Origin of the sequence: Streptomyces sp. NPDC001137 (assembly GCF_040298885.1) — a bacterium.
In the GTDB taxonomy this organism is placed as follows: Bacteria; Actinomycetota; Actinomycetes; order Streptomycetales; family Streptomycetaceae; genus Streptomyces.
This window is the reverse complement of sequence record NZ_JBEPBA010000010.1, coordinates 195,382-214,098: the sequence shown is the minus strand read 5'-3', so window position 1 is coordinate 214,098 and position 18,717 is coordinate 195,382. Positions and strand designations below refer to the sequence as shown.

Annotated in this window: 15 protein-coding genes; 9 read left to right on the top strand and 6 right to left on the bottom strand. The window is 71.0% G+C overall.

Annotated elements, in window-relative coordinates; translation table 11 throughout:
* Positions 1–78 precede the first annotated feature (78 nt).
* Positions 79–1,434: an aspartate aminotransferase family protein gene (locus ABT254_RS21905; protein ID WP_351472497.1), complete on the bottom strand. Its 1,356-nt coding sequence runs from the start codon at positions 1,432–1,434 to the stop codon at positions 79–81.
* A 208-nt stretch (positions 1,435–1,642) separates the two neighbouring features.
* Here ABT254_RS21905 and ABT254_RS21900 point away from each other — a divergent pair, with 208 nt between their 5' ends.
* Both ABT254_RS21900 and ABT254_RS21895 read left to right on the top strand, forming a co-directional pair.
* Positions 1,643–3,529, top strand: coding sequence for a serine/threonine-protein kinase (locus ABT254_RS21900; protein WP_351472494.1), 1,887 nt, complete (start codon positions 1,643–1,645; stop codon positions 3,527–3,529).
* Positions 3,530–3,621: 92 nt separating this feature from the next.
* Positions 3,622–5,025 (top strand): M20/M25/M40 family metallo-hydrolase, encoded by a 1,404-nt coding sequence (locus tag ABT254_RS21895; RefSeq protein ID WP_351472491.1) that lies wholly within the window; start codon positions 3,622–3,624, stop codon positions 5,023–5,025.
* Positions 5,026–5,070: 45 nt separating this feature from the next.
* On the opposite strand, the gene ABT254_RS21890 is transcribed toward ABT254_RS21895, so the two are convergent.
* Both ABT254_RS21890 and ABT254_RS21885 read right to left on the bottom strand, forming a co-directional pair.
* Positions 5,071–7,788 carry a type 1 periplasmic-binding domain-containing protein gene (locus tag ABT254_RS21890; protein ID WP_351472488.1) on the bottom strand — a complete coding sequence of 906 codons (2,718 nt, stop codon included), beginning with the start codon at positions 7,786–7,788 and terminating at the stop codon, positions 5,071–5,073.
* Positions 7,789–7,972: 184 nt separating this feature from the next.
* Positions 7,973–8,725 (bottom strand): SLATT domain-containing protein, encoded by a 753-nt coding sequence (locus ABT254_RS21885; protein ID WP_351472485.1) that lies wholly within the window; start codon positions 8,723–8,725, stop codon positions 7,973–7,975.
* Between the two features lie 293 nt (positions 8,726–9,018).
* Between ABT254_RS21885 and ABT254_RS21880 the strand changes: the two genes are divergently transcribed.
* The 3 genes from ABT254_RS21880 (at position 9,019) to ABT254_RS21870 (ending at position 10,698) form a co-directional block, all read left to right on the top strand.
* A complete protein-coding gene (locus ABT254_RS21880) occupies positions 9,019–9,363 on the top strand; it encodes a YbaB/EbfC family nucleoid-associated protein (protein WP_030942250.1) in 345 nt (114 codons plus the stop codon).
* Positions 9,364–9,443: 80 nt separating this feature from the next.
* Entirely contained in the window at positions 9,444–10,043 is a 600-nt protein-coding gene (recR, locus tag ABT254_RS21875; protein ID WP_099930378.1) for a recombination mediator RecR, read from the top strand.
* Positions 10,036–10,698 carry a DUF5063 domain-containing protein gene (locus ABT254_RS21870; RefSeq protein WP_351472481.1) on the top strand — a complete coding sequence of 221 codons (663 nt, stop codon included), beginning with the start codon at positions 10,036–10,038 and terminating at the stop codon, positions 10,696–10,698. Before recR ends, ABT254_RS21870 begins: the two co-directional genes overlap by 8 nt.
* A 185-nt stretch (positions 10,699–10,883) precedes the next feature.
* Here the strand turns inward: ABT254_RS21870 and ABT254_RS21865 are convergent, their stop codons facing one another.
* The 3 genes from ABT254_RS21865 to ABT254_RS21855 form a co-directional block, all read right to left on the bottom strand.
* Positions 10,884–11,618, bottom strand: coding sequence for a TSUP family transporter (locus tag ABT254_RS21865; RefSeq protein ID WP_351472478.1), 735 nt, complete (start codon positions 11,616–11,618; stop codon positions 10,884–10,886).
* A 189-nt stretch (positions 11,619–11,807) separates the two neighbouring features.
* On the bottom strand, positions 11,808–13,010 hold the full coding sequence (locus tag ABT254_RS21860; RefSeq protein ID WP_351472475.1) for a cytochrome P450: 1,203 nt from the start codon (positions 13,008–13,010) through the stop codon (positions 11,808–11,810).
* Positions 13,000–13,728, bottom strand: coding sequence for a cyclodityrosine synthase (locus ABT254_RS21855; protein ID WP_351472472.1), 729 nt, complete (start codon positions 13,726–13,728; stop codon positions 13,000–13,002). Before ABT254_RS21855 ends, ABT254_RS21860 begins: the two co-directional genes overlap by 11 nt.
* Before the next feature lie 250 nt (positions 13,729–13,978).
* Between ABT254_RS21855 and ABT254_RS21850 the strand changes: the two genes are divergently transcribed.
* The 4 genes from ABT254_RS21850 (at position 13,979) to ABT254_RS21835 (ending at position 18,596) form a co-directional block, all read left to right on the top strand.
* Positions 13,979–15,256, top strand: a complete 1,278-nt coding sequence (locus ABT254_RS21850; protein ID WP_351472469.1) for an aspartate kinase — start codon at positions 13,979–13,981, stop codon at positions 15,254–15,256.
* A complete protein-coding gene (locus tag ABT254_RS21845) occupies positions 15,256–16,314 on the top strand; it encodes an aspartate-semialdehyde dehydrogenase (protein WP_351472466.1) in 1,059 nt (352 codons plus the stop codon). The genes ABT254_RS21850 and ABT254_RS21845 overlap by 1 nt, the downstream gene beginning before the upstream one ends.
* Positions 16,315–16,839: 525 nt before the next feature.
* Positions 16,840–17,445 carry a SigE family RNA polymerase sigma factor gene (locus ABT254_RS21840; protein WP_123966511.1) on the top strand — a complete coding sequence of 202 codons (606 nt, stop codon included), beginning with the start codon at positions 16,840–16,842 and terminating at the stop codon, positions 17,443–17,445.
* A 113-nt stretch (positions 17,446–17,558) separates the two neighbouring features.
* A complete protein-coding gene (locus ABT254_RS21835; protein ID WP_351472463.1) occupies positions 17,559–18,596 on the top strand; it encodes a hypothetical protein in 1,038 nt (345 codons plus the stop codon).
* The last annotated feature ends 121 nt before the right edge of the window (positions 18,597–18,717 follow it).

Genomic DNA, 18,717 nt, shown 5'->3' with positions numbered 1-18,717 from the left:
CACCTTACGCGTTCGACCTCCCACTGGTTACCCGCGTAGCTGTGGTGGTCCGGTGCTGCACCTGAGCGGCCGAGATCGTTACCCGGTGTACTCGTCGGCCACGGACAGCGCCGCGTCCAGCGCCGCGAGGCCCTCCTTCAGCTCGGCCTCGCTCACGTTGCACGGCGGCACGACATGGGTGCGGTTCATGTTGATGAAGGGCCAGATGCCGTGCTTCTTCGCGGCGGCGCCGAAGGCGGCCATCGCCGCGTTCGCCTCGCCGGCCGCGTTGTACGGCACCAGCGGCTCCCGCGTCTCCTTGTTCTTCACCAGGTCCAGCGCCCAGAACATGCCGACGCCGCGCACCTCGCCGACGGACGGGTGGCGCTCGGCCAGCTCCCGCAGCGCCGGACCGAGGACGGTCTCGCCCAGCCGCCCGGCGTTCTCGACGACGCCCTCCTGAGCCATGACGTTGATCGTCGCGACGGCGGCGGCGCAGGCCAGCGGGTGCCCGGAGTACGTCAGACCGCCCGGGTAGGCCCGCTTCCCGAAGGTCTCGGCGATCGCGCCGGAGATGGCGACACCGCCGAGCGGCACGTATCCGCTGTTCACGCCCTTGGCGAAGGTCATGAGGTCGGGTACGACACCGAACAGGTCGGCCGCGAACCACTCACCGGTCCGCCCGAACCCGGCCATGACCTCGTCCAGGATGAACACGATGCCGTACTTGTCGCAGATCTCCCGCACCCCGGCGAGGTAGCCGGGCGGCGGCACCATGATCCCGGCGGTGCCCGGAATGGTCTCCAGGATGATCGCGGCGACGGTGGCCGGCCCTTCGAAGGCGATCGTGGTCTCCAGGTGCTCCAGCGCCCGCGCGCACTCCTGCTCCTCGGTCTCGGCGTAGAAGCGGGAGCGGTAGAGGTACGGCGCCCAGAAGTGCACGACGCCGGCGGCCGCGCCGTCGGAGGCCCAGCGGCGCGGGTCACCGGTGAGGTTGATCGCCTGCTGGGTGCCGCCGTGGTAGGAGCGGTACGCGGACAGGACCTTCGGTCGCCCGGTGTGCAGCCGCGCCATCCGCACCGCGTGCTCGACGGCGTCCGCGCCGCCGTTGGTGAAGAAGATCTTGTCCAGGTCACCCGGGGTCCGCTCGGCGATCAGCCGCGCCGCCTCCGAACGGGCCTCGATGGCGAAGGCGGGCGCGAACGTCGTCAGGTGTGCGGCCTGCTCCTGTATCGCGGCGACGACCTTCGGGTGCTGGTAGCCGATGTTGGTGTAGACGAGCCCGCTGGTGAAGTCGAGGTACCGCCTGCCGTCGTAGTCCCAGAAGTACGACCCCTCCGCACCGGCGACGGCGAGCGGGTCGATGAGCTCCTGCGCGGACCAGGAGTGGAACACATGAGCACGGTCCGCGGCCTTCACGGCGGCGCCGGCCTGGGGGTCTGGCTGAGGGGTCATGGCGGCGAGCGTAGGAGCCCGCTGTGCCCGCTCGGTATCGGCTTCCTGTCTGGCATGCGGGGGTTTCCGCGACAGGTTGTCGGGCCCGGGCGGCTCGGCGGGGTGGCGGGCGCGGCGTTACGGAACCGTAGACACCGCTCCCGGCGACTACTCCCGCGACCGCACTATTCTCGGTCTGTTGCACATACGGGGGGAAGGCGGCGCAGCCATGGAGAAGCTCGCAGCGGGGGACCCGCAGCGCATCGGGGCCTACCGGCTGCTGGCCCGGCTGGGCGCCGGCGGCATGGGGCATGTGTATCTCGCCCGGTCGGACCGGGGCCGTACCGTCGCCGTGAAGCTGGTGCGGGAGGAGCTGGCCGCGCAGGAGGAGTTCCGGGCGCGGTTCCGGCAGGAGGTGCAGTCCGCGCGGCAGGTCGGCGGGCACTGGACTGCGCCCGTCCTGGACGCCGACACGGAGGCCGCGGTGCCGTGGGTGGCCACCGGGTACGTCGCCGGGCCCAGCCTGCAGCAGGTCGTCGGGCACGACCACGGGGCGCTGCCCGAGCGCTCGGTGCGCATCCTCGCGGCCGGGCTCGCGCACGCGCTGCGGGACATCCACGCCGCCGGGATCATCCACCGGGATCTGAAGCCGTCCAATGTGCTCGTCACCATCGACGGGCCGCGGGTCATCGACTTCGGGATCGCGCGGGCGCTGGAGACGGTGACGGACGGCGGGCTGACGCGGACCGGCGCGCTCGTCGGGTCGCCCGGTTTCATGGCTCCCGAGCAGGTGCGCGGCGACCGGATCACGCCCGCCTGCGACGTCTTCTGCCTGGGCTCCGTGCTGGCCTACGCCGCCACCGGACAGCTCCCCTTCGGCAGCGCCAACAGTGGTGTGCACGCCCTGATGTTCCGCATCGCCCAGGAGGAACCCGACCTGGAGGGGGTGCCCGAGGGCGTCGCCGACCTCGTACGGGACTGCCTGAAGAAGGAGCCGGGCGCGCGGCCGACGCTGGACCAGGTGCTGGAGCGCACGGGAGCCGAGGACACCGTGCTCGGCGGCCGCTCGCGCGACCCCTGGCTGCCGAGCGCGCTCGTCGCCCAACTCGGCCGTCACGCCGTGCAGTTGCTGGACGCGGAAGACCCCGAGGAGGGCGCGGCGGCGCCCGCCGGGCCCTCGCTGCGGAAGGCGGCGCCCGAGGCCCCGCCCGAGCACGCCTCCGCCGCCGACGACTCCGCACCGCAAACGGGCACGCCCGCCGGGCCGCCCCCGCCCGGGCAGCCGGGCAGCGGCGCGCCGCTGAACCACCTCCCCACCATGGTCGCGGGCCAGGGCGCACCCACACCCCCGCCCGCCCATGCGCAGACACCCCCGGCCTACGGCTATCCGCAGCAGCACCCCCAGCAGCAGCCCGCCTACGGCTACCCGCCGCAGCAGCTCGGCGGCTACGGCTACCCCCAACAGCCCGGCGGCTACGGCGGTCTCGGCTCCACCCCGCCCTACGGCCCGTCCTACACCGGCCCGGTCCCGCCCGCCCCGCAGGAACCGCCCCGCCGGAGCGGCCGTTCCACCGCGGCGCTGATCGCGGTCGCCCTGATCGTCGCGCTCGGCGCCGGCGGCTCGGTCTACGCCCTCATGAACGGCGGCAGCGACAAGGCCGACGACAAGCCGAGCCCGGCCCCGACCAGCGCGGCGCCCTCGGAGCCGGAGCCGAGCCCGACGACCCCGACAAGCGCGCAGCCCACCACCTCCGCACCCTCGGACGGTGCGATCCCGTCCGGTTACCTGGGCACCTGGACGGCCACCATCACCAACGCCGACGGCGAGAACACCCGCGAACTCACCATCCAGCAGGGCGAGGTGGGCGACACGGTCCTCTCCCTCGTCGCCGACGGCCCCACCAGCAGCGGCACCTACCACTGTGTGTTCCAGGCCGATCTGACCGCGGCACCGGGCAGCGGCGGCTCCCTGGAGATCGGCCCGTCCACCGTGACGTCCGGCGACCCCGGCTACTGCAAGCCGGGCGACGCCACCGAGCTCAGCCTGCTGCCGGACGGCAGCCTGCAGCGCGAGAACACCAGCAACGGGGAGAAGCTGAAGTACACCCGGCAGTGAGGCCGTTGCGGGGCCGGCGGGCACCCTTGTGCCGTAGTGGCGTGTCCATGACGATTGGCGGAGCGTCGGCATCGGCAGCCACGGGAGGACACATGCGTCCCAGCCCCACCAGGAGAACGGTCCTGACCGCGACAGCGGCCGGCGCGGCAGCGCTCGGGGCGGCGCCGGGCCCGGCCGAAGCCGCCACGCCGGGCCACCGCCCGCCCGCCACCGCACAGCCCCCGAGCCGCGAACTTCGCACACTGCTACGGGAGTTGGACTCCGCCCGCATCGAGGCCACCGTCAGCAAGCTGGTCTCCTTCGGTACCCGCCACACCCTCTCCGCCCAGGACAATCCGGACCGCGGCATCGGCGCCGCCCGCGACTGGCTCCTCGCCGAGCTGCGCTCCTGCGCCGCCACCTCCGGCGGCCGGATGACGGCCGAACTCCAGTCGTACGTCCAGGAACCGGCCTCCCGCATCCCCACCCCCACGAGGATCACGAACGTGCTCGCCACCCTGCGCGGCTCGGTCACCCCGGAGCGCGTGTACGTCGTCTCCGGGCACTACGACTCCCGGGTCACGGACGTCATGAACGCCACCGCCGACGCGCCGGGCGCGGACGACGACGCGTCCGGGGTGGCCGTCGTACTGGAGCTGGCGCGGGTGATGGCGACCCGCCGCCCGGCCTCGACGATCATCTTCGCTGCGGTGGCGGGGGAGGAGCAGGGGCTGTACGGATCGACGTATCTGGCCCAGCAGTTGAAGGCGGCCGGCACGGATGTCCAGGGGATGTTCACCAACGACATCGTCGGCAGCTCCACGGCCGACGACGGCACCAAGGACCCGTACACCATCCGGCTGTTCGCGGAGGGCGTCCCGACCTCGGAGACCCCGGAACAAGCCGCCGTCCGCAGGTCGGTGGGCGGCGAGAACGACTCCCCGTCCCGCCAGCTCGCCCGCTTCGTGCGGGACGTCGCCGACAACGACGCCACCGGAATGCACGTCCGTGTCGTCCACCGCCGCGACCGCTACCTCCGCGGCGGCGACCACATCCCCTTCCTCGAACGCGCCTACCCGGCCGCCCGCTTCACCGAGCCGGCCGAGGACTTCGCCCACCAGCACCAGGACGTCCGCGTCGACGAGAGCGGCAAGCAGTACGGCGACCTGCCGGAGTTCTGCGACTTCGACTTCGTCGAGCGGGTCGCGCGGGTCAACGCGGCCGCCCTGTGGACCCTCGCCCAGGCGCCGGGCACGCCGCGCGGGGCGAAGATCGTGACCTCCGCCCTGACCAACTCCACCCGGCTGGTGTGGACGCGGGGCACGGAACCCGACCTGGCGGGCTACGAGATCGTCTGGCGCGAGACCACCGCACCGGAGTGGACGCATGTGATCCCCGCCGGGGACGTCACCGCGTACGAGGTGGACCTGTCGAAGGACAACGTGTTCTTCGGGGTGCGGGCCGTGAACCGGGCCGGTCTGCGCAGCCCGGTGGCCTTCCCGAGCCCGCAGTCCTGATCCGGCAGTTCCGCAGGAGCGGGGCGCACCGGCAGGATGCGCGGCTCAGCCCGCACACGGCACCCCCTGGCTCGCGCTCGACTCCCCCTGGCGGTACGTCCCACAGGCGACCACCGCCTCCGGCTGGTCCCCCAGCTGCCGCAGCAGGACGAGTGTCTTGTCGGTGGGCGGTGCGTGGACGTCGTTGGCGTAGCTGACGAATCCGGTGGCACCGTCGAAGGAGACGCCGCTGCTGAGTGTGAGGAGGACGGAGGTGCGGCTGATGGCCGGGTCGTCCTGCCCGGCGTCGGTGACGGCCTGCGACAGCACATGGAAGGCGTCGTAGGAAACCGCTGAGTGGCCGTCCTCCCGCCAGGGGTCGGTGCCCTTCGTGGTGGTCCTCACGAAGTCGTCGTACAGGCCCACGAACTGCTTGGTCTTCGAACTCGCCCGGGGGTCGTAGGAGGGCAGCCGGTGCGCGGAGTAGTAGAGGCGCAGCCAGTTCTTGTCCTTGAAGGCTCCGGTCTGTGCCACGTTGGTCAGTTCGTTGCCGCCGAGAACCGTGATGGCGTTCGTGGTGCAGGTTCCCTCCGTGTGCATGGAGTTGACGAACGCAGTGAAGTCCTTGGCCCGCGCCGACCAGTACACCACCGACTCGGGCCTGGCCTTCAGCGCCTGGCAGATCCGTCGGGCCAGCGCGTCGGGGTTGGACTGGTTCTCGGCACCGTCGGGCGCCGGGGGGTCGAAGTCGTCGTCCTGGTTGAAGTTGAAGATCTGGTGGGTGCCGGGGAAGTCCGCCAGGAATTTCGAGGCGAGGCTGCTGCTGTAGAGGTCGGCGGAGCTCTCGATCACGATGGCGTTCTTGGCGGGCGTGCACGCGTTCGGGTTGTCCGCCCGGGCCACGATGTTCTTGCGGCTCGCGAAGGACGACTCGATCCTGGCCTCGCGGCTGTTGCTCGGAGTGAAGGGCCAGTAGCTGCGGCCCGCGGCGCCTGACAGCATCTCGTCGGCGGTCGCGGTGGTACCGATGGTGGGGATCCGGGCCTGGCCCAGTACGTCGAGGGCGGCGCGGGTCCCCTCCCGGCTCTGCGCGTACGCGAGGACGCCGACGACCCTGTCGGAGCCCTTCGTGTCCGGTCGCTCGGCCCTGACCTCGGTGACGAGGTCGCGCGCCGCGGCGACCGCGTTTCGGAACGCCTCGCCGGTGCGGCGCACGTCGACGTACAGGGGGACCGCGGACTGGTCGGACTGGGCGTTGGTGTTCAGCGTGTTCTGCCACATCGCGATGCCGCGCAGTTCGGGGATGGTGCCGTCGAAGCGGACGTCGTTCTCGTTCGTCGGGCTGTTGGAGACGAACACGACGACCCTTCGTACGGTCCGGCCGTGTCTTTCGTAGTTGAGGACACGCGCGTTCTCTCTGCCGATCGCGTTCTGGGCCGCCTTGTACCAGCCACCGGGGTCCAGGGGGATGGGGGAGCGGCGGGCGGACTCGGCCACGGACTCGCTGCCGCCGACGCAGGAGGTGTCCGGGGTGGGTCCGACGGCCTTGGCGACCGCGAGCCCCGCGCCGACAAGTGCCAGTGCCAGTCCGCCCGCCAGGAGCGACGTCGTGGTACGCCAGCTGGTCTTGAAACGGCGGTCGATCTCGACCGGAGGGATGGGGATGCCCGGGCCGCGCAGCGCGTTCTCGTCGAAGGTCACCAGAACCGGTGGCCCGTCCTTCTGGCTGAGGTGCATCCCGGCCTGCGAGAAATTGCTCTCGCCCGGATTGCCCAGGTCGTTCAGCAGCGCGACCGACGGCTGCCCCACGGCGATGACGAGCGGCCCGGGATCCTTGGGGTCCCTCATGGTGGCGCGGGCCTGGTGCAGGGCGCGCAGGAAGCGCTCGGCCGCGCGGGAGCCCGTCGCGCCCGCCGGAGGCAGCTCCACCAGCAGTACGGGACGCGCGGTGCGGCGCCTGCGCCGGGGCAGGGGCAGTCCGCCGACCTTGGGCGTGCGCAGGTCCTCGAGGAGGGCGCGGGTGACGAGCTGGTCGAGTTCCTGCAGCGCCTCCTCGTGGCGCGGGTCGTCGGCGGGCCGTTTGAGGCGCGTGGACTGCAGGTTGGCGACGTGGTCGACCACGCGGAAGAGCTTGCTGCCGCCGTCTGCCACCGGCTGGTCGCCGAGCCAGCGGCGCATCACCCGGCGGGACATCCAGTCCGACCAGAGCCGGCGGGGCAGGTTGCTGGTAGCCCACAGCCAGCAGATGAGCAGCAGCCAGTCCTTGAGGCTCCCCGGCGGCGGACCGCTCTTCGGCAGCACCCCCAACAGGCCACGCTTGTTGGCCTTCTGCTGGTCACAGGCGTACTCGCGCAGCTGCCTTGCATGTGAGCCCGGCCAGAGCTGCGGGTTCGCGCGGATGTCCCTGCGGATGTAGTCGACGAGATCGCAGATCAGGGTGAAGTGCGGGAAGTGGTCGGGCGTCATGTGCTCCGGCGGCGCGTCCTGCAGCACGAGCCCGGCGCGCTCGGACAACAGCACGTCGTCCTCCTCCGCGGCGCCGAGATGCGCATACGGAACGAGCGGTCCCCGTTGGTCGAGGGCCCGGCGGAGAGCTTCGACGACCCGGTGGGTACCTGCCTCGTAGGCGTCGCGGTCGCCCGGGACGCGCAGCAGGATCATCGGGGGCTTCGTGGCCAGGTGAGCGCGGTTCGCGGGAGCCACTGCCGTCGAGAACCGCTGTACGAAGACGTCGGCCTTGCTGTCGTCCGGGAAACCGTCGAGGTCGTCATGCGCCGCAGCCATACAGAAGCCCCCAACGTCGCCAACAGGCCTTTCCATAAAGGAAGTTGGAGGATACCGACAGGTGTCGTCGGATCACAACGCGTTAGTGAAGCGCTTCGATAACTTTCACACGGGCCTCTTCTCCTCCTCACGCACGCCCCCTGCGTGCGTCGGGCGCCCCGGCGGAACAGCGGGGCACCGGCCGTCACCGCGGCTCGGGCGGCCGCTGACGCGGCATGTTCGGCCGTGAGCCCGCCCCCGGAGGCAGCGGGAAGCGGCCCGGCGCGCTGCCCGTCTCCTGCCGGCCCGCCCCGGCCGGCGCCGACTGGATCCCCATCGGGGCCGAGCCGCCGGTCCGGAACTCCACCATCCAGTCGGCCGTCTCCGCGCGCACCAGCTCCGTCACGTCCTCCGAGAAGCGCCGCAGCACCGCAAGGCACCGCTCGACGGCCTCGCTCGCCGTGCCCTCCGCGGGGCCCAGCACCTCCCGCACACTCTCCGAGGCCCAGTCGAACTGGAGCACCTGCAGCCGCCGCTGCACGGCCTGCGCGGTCGCCACATCCCTTATCCAGCCCGAGGTCACACCGAAGAACCGGTCCACGGCCACACACGCCACCGCGAACAGCAGCGCCAGATACCCCCAGGCGGCCATCCCGGCGATCACCCCGGTCAGATCCAGCAGCGGCAGCGCGGCCCCGGTCACCGCCCCCACCGCGGCCCCCGTGCGCAGCGCCCGCGCACCCCGCCGCTTCCACACCCGGTCCGCGAGATACCAGGCCGCCGTCTGGAGCGCCCCGCGCTCCACCCACAGATACAGCTCGTGCAGCCGCTCGGCCGGCTCGCCCCAGTCCCCGAGCGGGAACGACCGCCCGATCAGATCGCCCGGCCGCAGCCCGGCCGCACCCTCGCCCCACCCGTCCTGAGCCGGCCCCTCGGGCTGCATCTCCGGCTGACCCACACGGCACTCCCTACTGATCACGACGCTGATCACGAGACTGATCACGAGGCTGACCAGGACCGAACACGTTGCGTGACATCCGATCCCGATGTGCCCGACCCTTCCTACCGCCCAATGGGTGGCTCGGCCCCCTAATTCACCTCTATTCCGCCCGTAAGTGGGTCTTGATCAGGTATAGGACTCGGCAACGCCTCACTCGAAAGAGTGCTGGGGCGATGGCTGCCTGGACCACGTAGGCTCGTGCCAGGCGGGAAAACCTCGCCCATACAGCCGTACGAAACCAGGAGCTGATCGTGATTCCCGGTGGTGGCCAGCCCAATATGCAGCAGCTGCTCCAGCAGGCCCAGAAGATGCAGCAGGACCTGCAGCGGGCGCAGGAGGAGCTGGCACAGACGGAGGTCGACGGGCAGGCGGGCGGCGGACTGGTGAAGGCCACCGTCACCGGCTCCGGCGAACTGCGTGCGCTGAAGATCGACCCGAAGGCGGTGGACCCCGAAGACACCGAAACCCTCGCGGACCTGATCGTCGCGGCGGTCCAGGCGGCCAACGAGAACGCCCAGAACCTCCAGCAGCAGAAGCTGGGCCCGCTGGCCCAGGGCCTGGGCGGCGGCAGCGGTATCCCGGGCCTGCCGTTCTGAGACCCGGCCTGCCTTTCTAAGAGCGGCGTCCGCCAACTACCGTACGTACTTGTAAGGAACCCCGGGAAGGACGGCAGTCCGTGTACGAAGGCGTGGTGCAGGACCTGATCGACGAGCTGGGGCGGCTGCCCGGCGTCGGTCCCAAGAGCGCCCAGCGGATCGCCTTCCACATCCTGCAGGCGGAACCGACGGACGTACGGCGGCTCGCGCAGGCCCTGATGGAGGTCAAGGCGAAGGTCCGCTTCTGCGCGACCTGCGGCAACGTCGCGCAGGAAGAGCTGTGCAACATCTGCCGCGACAGCCGCCGCGACCCCTCCGTCATCTGTGTGGTGGAGGAGCCGAAGGACGTGGTCGCGATCGAGCGGACCCGCGAGTTCCGCGGCCGTTACCACGTCCTGGGCGGGGCCATCAGCCCCATCGAGGGCGTGGGCCCCGACGACCTCCGTATACGGGAACTTCTCGCGCGGTTGGCCGACGGGACGGTCACGGAGCTGATCCTGGCCACGGACCCGAACCTGGAGGGCGAGGCCACAGCGACGTACCTCGCCCGCATGATCAAGCCCATGGGCCTCAAGGTCACCCGCCTGGCCAGCGGCCTCCCGGTGGGCGGAGACCTGGAATACGCGGACGAGGTGACCCTTGGCCGCGCCTTCGAGGGGAGACGACTCCTAGATGTCTGACGCCACGCTGCATGACGCGACGCAGGACCCGGACGACTTCGCGGTCCAGATCGCGGACCAGGTGGAGAGCTTCCTGGTGGCGGTGACGGAGGTGGCGAAGGGTGACGAGCCCGACTCCGCCGTGCCCTTCCTCCTCCTGGAGGTCTCCCAGCTGCTGCTGGCCGGCGGCCGCCTGGGCGCGCACGAGGACATCGTCCCCGACGAGCGCTACGAGCCGGACACCGGCCCGGACGCCGACGTCGACGAACTCCGCGAGAACCTGGCCCGCCTCCTGGACCCGATCGACGTCTACTCGGAGGTCTTCGACCCCTACGAGCCGCGCAAGGCCCCGGTCCCGGCCCGTATCTCCGACGACCTCACCGACGTCATCACCGACCTCCGCCACGGCATGGCCCACTACCGCGCGGGCCGCACCACGGAGGCCCTGTGGTGGTGGCAGTTCTCCTACTTCTCCAACTGGGGCTCGACGGCCTCGGCCACCCTGCGGGCCCTGCAGTCGGTGGTGGCCCACGTCCGCCTGAACCAGCCCCTGGAGGAACTGGACGGCCTGGACACGGACCAGACCCCGATGGGCGACGAGACGCTCGAATTCGAAGCCGGCAAGGTGATGCAGGAGGAGATCGGGGGGCCGCTGGGGCTGCAGCCCGGCAAGTAGGCGGCAAGCGGGCGGGTGAGGCCCGGCCTCACATCCCGTGTCGGTGTTGCACGCCGACGCCCCGTCGGGACTCTCCACTCATGTGCCGGGGCACAGCGCCCCGGCCGTCGAGGGAGAGGAACCGGCATGGATACGGCAGCCGTTGTCACCGGGAGCGGCCAGGCGGAGGTCGAGCGCCCGCGCGCCTACGTCTGCTTCCAAAGCCCCCATACCCCCTTCCCCACCGCCGTGACCCCGCCCGCCAGCGCCAGCCCCAACACCAGCAGCCGGGCCCGTCCCTCCGGTATCCGCTCGGCGAGCCCCCGCCCGATCACCGCGCCCACCGCCATCGCGGCGACGACCCACCCCCACCGCGCCCCGCCCAGCTCCGGCACCCCATTGGCCGCCACCGAGAACGCGTTCACCACCACCCCGTAGAACTGCGCGTTCGGCACGAACTCCCGTACCGTCCAACCCGCGTTGACCGCGTACAAGGACACCGGCGGGCCGCCCACCCCCGCCGCCGAGTTCATGAGCCCGCCCACCGCGCCGGCGGCCACCGCCCCCTTCGTGCCCCGCAACGCCGACACCCGCGCACCCCGCATCACCAGCAGCACAGCGGCCGTCACCAGCGCGCCCATCGCCAACAACAGCACGGGCTCGGGGAGTTGGCGGGTCAGCCAGGCGCCCGCCGGTACCGTGCAGGCCGCCGCCGCGCACAGCGGCAGCATCGCGCCCGGCCGCACCCGCCGCCAGCCGCCGGCCAGCCCCACGACGCTGATGGCGCCCGCCGCGCAGTTGGCGAGCACGACACCCTCGGCGGGCCCGAGCAGCAGCACCAGCGCGGGTACGGCGACCAGCGCGAAGCCCATGCCGGTCAGCCACTGCACGCTGGAACCGAGCAGCACGATGCCCGCCAGGAGTACGTCGGTCGCGGTCAAGTGGTCACCCCCAGCGGGTTGGCAGGGCCTTGGATCCGCGCTGTACGCAGCGCGGCGCCGCCCGTGGTGCCCCAAGCCCGCGGTGGAGGGACTCGGCGACCGGCTCATCCTCTTCCACCAGAAGTACGCGCAACAGGCGCACCCCAATGCTTGAAAGTCGAGGACGACCGGCCGCCGAGTCCGGGTGGATCACCACATGGCGGGCAGCCGCTCCGGGATCCGCTTCATGAACCCGGTCCGCCACACCAGCTGCTCGATCGGCACCGCGAGACGCAGCCGGGGCATCCGCTGAAGCAGCCGCTCCAGTGCGATCTCGGCGTGCTTGCGGCCGAGGGCGGTGGCGGGGCAGTAGTGGCTGCCGCCGCCGAAGGAGAGGTGGGCCGTGGAGTTGGCGCGGGTCAGGTCGACGGTGTGCGGGTCGGGGAAGGCGGACGGGTCGAAGTTCGCGCCCTCGACGAGGACGAGGACCAGCTCACCCGCCGCCACCCGCACGTCACCGAGGAGTACGTCCTCGGTCGCCAGCCTCGGCAGCCCGTCGCCGATGGAGAGGTTGACGCGCAGCAGCTCGTCGACGGCCGCGGGGATCTTCCCGGGGTCCGCGACCAGCTCCTCCTGCAGCTCGGGGTGCTGGATCAGCGACACCAGGGCCATGGTCAGGAAGCCGGACGTCGAGATGACACCCGCGCCGAACATCGTCACGCCGACCGTCGCGAGCATCTCGTCGGTGAGATGGGCGTAGTCGGGGTCGGCGCGCAGGGCGGCGAGCTCGGCCATCAGACCCGTGGTCGCCGGGTCGTCCAGCCGCTCGGTCATGTACGCGATGTCGCGGTCCCAGTTGAGCCGGGCGCCCGTTATGGGACAGGCCGAGTTCATGAACGCGATGTCCAGGCTCCGCATCAGCCCGGGTGCGTCCGCCTGCGGGATGCCGAGGATGCGGCAGTGCATGCCCGCCGAGTACGGGTCGGCGAAACCGCCCCGCAGGTCCACGGGAGCACCCTCGCGCACCAGGCCCTCGACGAGCTCGTCGGCGTAGGACCGCAGCCACTCCACCAGGCCGGGGCTCTTCGGATTGAGGGCCTTGAGCACGGCCTTGCGCAGTCCTGCGCCGGTGATGTTCCCCATGTTGTTGACGACCTCGGGCGGGATCGTCAGCGCGTACTGGCGGGGAACCCCGGGGGCCGAGGTGTCCTTCAGGCTGAACCGCGGGTCCTCCAGGACCTGCTTGCACAGCTCGTACGAGGACACCAGCCAGGCCTGGTCACCCGCGATGGTGCGCACTCGCCGCACGGGTGTCGACTCGCGCAACTCCGCGACTTCGGCGGGCAGTTGGTCGCCGCGCCAGGAGAACGGGAAGTCGATGAGTTCCTCGGTGGGCATGGTCTCAGCGGGCATCGGTGGCTCCCTCGGCGGGCGTGACGATGGCGTGGCCCTGGTTGCGGGAGGCACGCAGCCCCGCGCCGGGCGAGTAGAGCAGCTCGGCCATCGGCAGGAGCTGGTGGTAGCAGTTGAGGGAGGAGGGGACACCCAGGATGGCGGGGGTGTCCAGGAAGAGGGGCGCCTCCGCGGTGACGTACTCCATGCACACGGCCCGCTGCCGCGCGGTCACCTCCCGCGCCTTGGTCGACAGGAAGGAGTCGACGAGTTTCTCGCAGGTCGTACGGAACTCGTCGTCGCCGGACAGCCGGGAGCGCAGGTCCTCGTGGATCTCCCGGTACGCCGGGTTGTCGCGCAGCCCGGACATGGCGTGGGCCCTCAGACGGGTGCCGCCGGGGTCGGCGGCCTCGACGGCGGCGAGGACCTTGGCGCGTACTCCGCGCAGGTTCTTCACCGCCTTGCGGCGCGCGTCGTCGGCCGTATAGCCGGAGGCCTCGTACATCTCGGCCACGTGCAGGTCGGTGTAGACGAAGTCCACGCGCTCGAAGAGGGCGAGGCCCCAGCGGGCCAGGTCGTGTATGCGCTGTGCGGAGAAATAGCTGTTGCCGGGGGAGACGCCGATGACGGCGTGGTCGGCGGCGGTGCGGATGACCTCGCAGTGCGGGGTGAAGGGGCGGACCAGGAAGAGGTCGGCCGGTGTGACGTGCTGGATCTCGGAAACGGTCGCAGTCGTCAAGGAAGGAGAATCCTTCGCGTCGCTAGTCCCGATGGAGCCTTGTGCTCCTGGTGTGGCGACGACGACGCGAAGTTATCGGTCGGCTACTCAGAGCGTCAACGGGTGACCTGGCCCACTTTGCGGACTGTTCACGTCCCGGGTGGGCAGGGGCTGGGCTGGAGCGCCGGGTCTCACCATGTGGTTTCACAAAGGTCGTAACCGGGCGCTCGGTAAAATGAGCCGACACATACGGGACGAGCGAGGAGCGCACGTGGGCCTTGTCGTGCAGAAGTACGGAGGCTCCTCCGTAGCCGATGCCGAGGGCATCAAGCGCGTCGCCAAGCGAATCGTGGAAGCGAAGAAGAACGGCCACCAGGTGGTCGTCGTCGTTTCCGCGATGGGCGACACGACGGACGAGCTGATCGATCTCGCCGAGCAGGTATCTCCGATGCCGGCCGGGCGTGAGTTCGACATGCTGCTGACCGCCGGAGAGCGGATCTCCATGGCACTGCTGGCCATGGCGATCAAAAACCTGGGCCACGAGGCCCAGTCGTTCACCGGCAGCCAGGCAGGCGTCATCACCGACTCCGTCCACAACAAAGCCCGGATCATCGACGTCACGCCCGGCCGTATCCGCACGGCCCTCGACGAGGGCAACATCGCCATCGTCGCCGGCTTCCAGGGCGTCAGCCAGGACAAGAAGGACATCACCACGCTCGGCCGCGGTGGTTCCGACACGACGGCCGTCGCGCTGGCCGCCGCACTCGACGCCGAGGTGTGCGAGATCTACACCGACGTCGACGGCGTGTTCACCGCCGACCCGCGCGTGGTGAAGAAGGCGAAGAAGATCGACTGGATCTCCTTCGAGGACATGCTGGAGCTCGCCGCCTCCGGCTCCAAGGTGCTGCTCCACCGCTGTGTGGAGTACGCCCGCCGCTACAACATCCCGATCCACGTCCGGTCCAGCTTCAGCGGGCTGCAGGGCACCTGGGTCAGCAGTGAGCCGATCGAGCAAGGGGACAAGAAGGTGGAGCAGGCCATCATCTCCGGTGTCGCGCACGACACCTCGGAGGCCAAGGTCACGGTCGTCGGCGTCCCGGACAAGCCGGGCGAGGCCGCCTCGATCTTCCGCGCCATCGCCGACGCCGAGATCAACATCGACATGGTCGTGCAGAACGTGTCCGCCGCCTCCACCGGGCTGACGGACATCTCCTTCACCCTCCCCAAGACCGAGGGCCGCAAGGCCATCGACGCCCTGGAGCGGGCGAAGACGGCCATCGGGTTCGACTCGCTGCGCTACGACGACCAGATCGGCAAGATCTCCCTCGTCGGCGCCGGCATGAAGACCAACCCGGGTGTCACGGCGTCCTTCTTCGAGGCGCTGTCCGACGCGGGCGTGAACATCGAGCTGATCTCGACCTCCGAGATCCGTATCTCGGTCGTCACCCGCGCCGACGACGTGCCGGAGGCCGTGCGCGCCGTGCACACCGCCTTCGGCCTGGACTCCGACACCGCCGAGGCGGTCGTCTACGGCGGCACCGGACGCTGATGCCCGGGCCCGTACGGCCGACGCTCGCGGTCGTGGGAGCGACCGGAGCCGTCGGCACGGTCATGCTCCAGATCCTGTCCCAGCACGCGGACATCTGGGGCGAGATCCGTCTGATCGCCTCACCGCGCTCGGCCGGCCGCAAGCTGGCCGTGCGCGGTCAGGAGGTCGAGGTGGTCGCCCTGACCGAGGAGGCCTTCGACGGGGTCGACGTCGCCATGTTCGACGTACCCGACGAGGTGTCCGCGCACTGGGCGCCGATCGCCGCCGCCAAGGGCGCGGTGGTGGTGGACAACTCGGGTGCCTTCCGGATGGACCCGGAGGTGCCGCTGGTGGTCCCGGAGGTCAATCCGCACTGCGCCCGCCGCCGGCCCCGCGGGATCATCGCCAACCCCAACTGCACGACCCTCTCCATGATCGTCGCTCTGGGTGCGCTGCACGCCGAGTTCGGGCTGCGCGAGCTGGTGGTCTCCTCGTACCAGGCGGTCAGCGGTGCGGGCCGGGCCGGGGTGGAGACCCTGCGGCAGCAGCTGTCCCTCGTCGCCGGTACGGAGCTGGGGACCAGCCCCGGCGATGTGCGGCGGGCCGTCGGGGACAACACCGGGCCCTTCCCGGAGCCGGTCGCGCTGAACGTCGTACCGTGGGCCGGATCCCTGCGCGAGGACGGCTGGTCCTCGGAGGAGATGAAGGTGCGGGACGAGTCCCGCAAGATCCTCGGCCTGCCCAAGCTGCCCGTCGCCGTGACCTGTGTACGGGTCCCCGTGGTCACCACGCACTCCCTGACCGTCCACGCCCGCTTCCAGGGCGGGGTCACCGTCGACGGCGCCCGGGAGATCCTCGCCACCGCCCCCGGAGTCGTCCTCTTCGACGACCCGGCGGCCGGCGAGTTCCCCACCCCCGCCGATGTCGTGGGCACCGACCCGACCTGGGTGGGCCGGGTGCGGCGCGCCCTCGACGACCCCACGGCGCTGGAACTCTTCGTTTGCGGTGACAACCTCCGCAAGGGTGCGGCCCTCAACACCGCGCAGATCGCGGAGCTGGTGGCGACGGAATTCCGGTAGTCCGCGTGACGGGCTGTGACCATGGTTGCGCTCCCATGACGTGCCGTGTTGCCTGCAACACATGTACAAGTAAGGGATTACTGCCGGAAAAGTCCTGGCCGTGGGCTGTTTGGTTTGTAGGATCTGTGGGCGACATGTGGCCCGGCCAATGGTCCGTACCACTTGCCTCGGGCCACCAAGGCATCCGAAGATTTCCCTCCCCGCTCTTCGCAACCACGCGAAGGGCGGGGAGCGTCTTTGCGAACGCCCTTCGGGGGCGCGGGGATGCGCGGTGAGGCGTGGGGACGCCTCGGACATTCGGGATATAGGGGAAGAGCGGGTAGGCATGAGGGCGTTCGACGCACGGTCAGTTGCGCTGCCTGACACCGGACGGCCGGCTGCGGCACATGACGCAAAAGTGACGCCCGGCACGTACAACCCTGACGGGGGGGAACGTGTCCAACTGGCGTGGCAGAGGTTCTCGACTTCCAGGCGGCGACCCGCGGTACGGCCCTACGGCCGCCCCGCCCGTCGCTCCGACCCCGCATGCCCGGCGCGCCCGGCGGCATGCCGGTGATCGCGCCCATGCCCGCAGCGCGGCCCGCCCGCATACCGAATCAGCGTGACGGCGCCGACTACGCCGAGGACACAGCGGCGGCCGGTACGACCGTCGACCACCTCACCGAGACCTACCGCGCGCACTACCGCTCGCTGCTCGGTCTCGCGGCCCTCCTGCTCGACGACACCGCCTCCTGCGAGGACGTGGTCCAGGAGGCCTTCATCCGCGTGCACTCGGCACGCAAACGGGTCCGCGACCCCGAGAAGACGCTGGCCTACCTGCGTCAGACGGTCGTCAACCTCTCCCGCTCCGCCCTGCGCCGGCGCATCCTCGGCCTCAAGCTCCTGTCCAAGCCGATGCCCGACATGGCGAGCGCCGAGGAGGGCGCGTACGACCAGCTGGAGCGCGACTCCCTGATCAAGGCGATGAAGGGCCTCCAGCGCCGCCAGCGCGAGGTCCTGGTGCTGCGCTACTTCGCGGACATGACCGAGGCGCAGGTCGCCGAGACGCTCGGGATATCGCTGGGCTCGGTGAAGGCCTACGGCTCGCGCGGCATCGCGGCCCTGCGCCTCGCGATGGAGGCACCGGCATGAACAAGCACGGCGAGGGACGTGACTCCCATGACCGCCATGAGCCCTACGCATGGCACGAGCCGACGGCAACGCAAGAGCAAGAGCACAGGAAATCGCACGCTGGGAACGGAACTGTGAACCACGGCCCCGACGACCAGAGCCCCGAGGGCGGGCTCGACTCGGACGAGCTGGCTCTGCGCAGGATGCTGCACCAGGCGGTGCAGACGGTCGAACCGCGCGACGGCACGCTGGACCACCTGCGGCGGGCCGTGCCCGCACGGCGCGCCCGCAAGCGGCAGGCGATGGTCGGCATGGCGGCCGCCGCGCTGTTCCTCGGCACCGCCGTCCCGGCCCTGGTGCACGTCTCCAACTCCACCGGCTCCGATGTCAACCCGTCCGTCGCCGGCCAGGCCTCGCAGGCACAGGGTGGGGCGAGCCAGGGAAAAAACGCGGGCGGCAGTGAGAGCACTGCCGGCGCAAACCCGGGCAAGTCCCACGGCAAGGGCAAGGGCGACTCGAAGGGCGACGGCAAGGGCCCCGGTACGGGCCCGGGCAGCAGCACCAACCCCGCCTCCACCAGCGCGGCCGCCGCCCCCGTCTGCACGGCCGACCAGCTCGGCTCGCCCACCGAGTCCCTCGCCGCCCCCGACGCCGGAGGCGTGGTCTACGGCACCTTCCGTGTCGTCAACATCTCCACCTCCGCCTGTACCGTCGGCGGCGTGGGCACGGTCAACGCCCTCGCGCAGGGCGCCGCGGACGGCACCAAGGTCTCCACGGCACGGCATGCGGCCGGGGACGCCGCGCCCGGCCTGCCCGACCCGTCGACCGAGATCACCGGGCTGCAGCTGCAGCCGGGGGCGGCCTACGAGCTGAAGTTCGCCTGGGTCCCCTCGGAGGCCTGTCCCACCACGGGCGGCCCCAGCGGAGGCACCACCGACGGCGGCTCCACCGCCAGCCCCAGCCCGACCGAGGACGCCGGCAGCTCGTCCGGCACCACCTCCACCGGCACGGACAGCGGCGTCACCACCCAGATGATGAGAGCGGACGGCACGGCAGACGGCAGCGTGATCGTCTCCCACACAACAGCAGCCGGCTCCCCAACGGTCTCGGCGACGGTGTCCAACGCCTGCGCGGGGACGGTCATCTACACCGGGGTACTGGCCGGGTCGTAGCCCCCGAGGCCCTCCACCCTGCGAGCCAGCCGCCCCGCCGCAACCTGCGGGGATCGGTACCGCCGTACCCTGCGCAGCCGGCGGGCAGCCCGCCACCGCGGCCCGCGCAGCCTGCGGCATC